General features: G+C 62.1%; 1 protein-coding gene. It reads right to left on the bottom strand.

Translation table 11 applies throughout. The features are described 5' to 3' along the window. Positions 1 to 153: 153 nt before the first annotated feature. On the bottom strand, positions 154 to 1062 hold a 909-nt coding region (gene tuf / locus ACFXP9_RS14290; RefSeq protein ID WP_397209410.1), incomplete at its 5' end, for an elongation factor Tu.

Raw genomic sequence — 1062 nt, 5'->3', positions numbered from 1 at the left:
AAAAAGCCCGCCCCTTTCGGGACGGGCTGTCATCGCAATATCCGCTGCCTTGCGGCGTTGGATCACTCGATGATCTTGCGGTGATCCTGACGGATCACTCGATGATTTTCGACGCGCGTTGGCTGCGCGTCAGATCATCTTGCAAGCGGTCGCTTACTCGATGATTTTCGACACCACCCCGGCGCCGACGGTGCGGCCGCCTTCGCGGATGGCGAAGCGCAGTTTCTCTTCCATCGCGATCGGGGCGATCAGCTCGACCTCGAACTTCAGGTTGTCGCCCGGCATCACCATCTCGGTGCCTTCCGGCAGCTTGACGGTCCCGGTCACGTCCGTGGTCCGGAAATAGAACTGCGGGCGATAGTTCGCGAAGAACGGCGTGTGACGGCCGCCTTCTTCCTTGGTCAGGATATAGGCCTCGGCTTCGAACTTGGTGTGCGGCTTGACCGAACCCGGCTTGCACAGAACCTGACCACGCTCAACGCCGTCACGGTCCACACCGCGCAGCAGCGCGCCGATATTGTCGCCCGCTTCACCGCGATCCAGCAGCTTGCGGAACATTTCAACGCCGGTGCAGGTGGTTTTCTTGGTGTCGCGGATGCCCACGATTTCCAGTTCGTCACCCACGTTCACCGCGCCGCGTTCCACACGACCGGTCACAACCGTGCCGCGACCCGAGATCGAGAACACGTCTTCGATCGGCATCAGGAAGGGCTGGTCAACCGCGCGTTCCGGGGTCGGGATGTACTCGTCAACAGCCGCGATCAGCGCGCGGATGCTGTTTTCCCCGATTTCCGGGTCGCGACCTTCCAGAGCGGCCAGCGCCGAGCCTTTGACGATCGGAATATCGTCGCCCGGATAGTCGTAGGAGGACAGCAGCTCACGCACTTCCATCTCGACCAGTTCCAGCAGCTCTTCGTCGTCAACCTGATCGACCTTGTTCAGGTAAACGACCATGAAGGGGATGCCGACCTGGCGACCCAGCAGGATGTGTTCGCGGGTCTGCGGCATGGGGCCGTCAGCGGCGTTCACCACCAGGATCGCGCCGTCCATCTGCGCCGCGCC

Source organism: Paracoccus jiaweipingae, assembly GCF_044335505.1.
Classification (GTDB): domain Bacteria; phylum Pseudomonadota; class Alphaproteobacteria; order Rhodobacterales; family Rhodobacteraceae; genus Paracoccus.
This window is presented reverse-complemented; position numbering and strand designations above follow the sequence as displayed.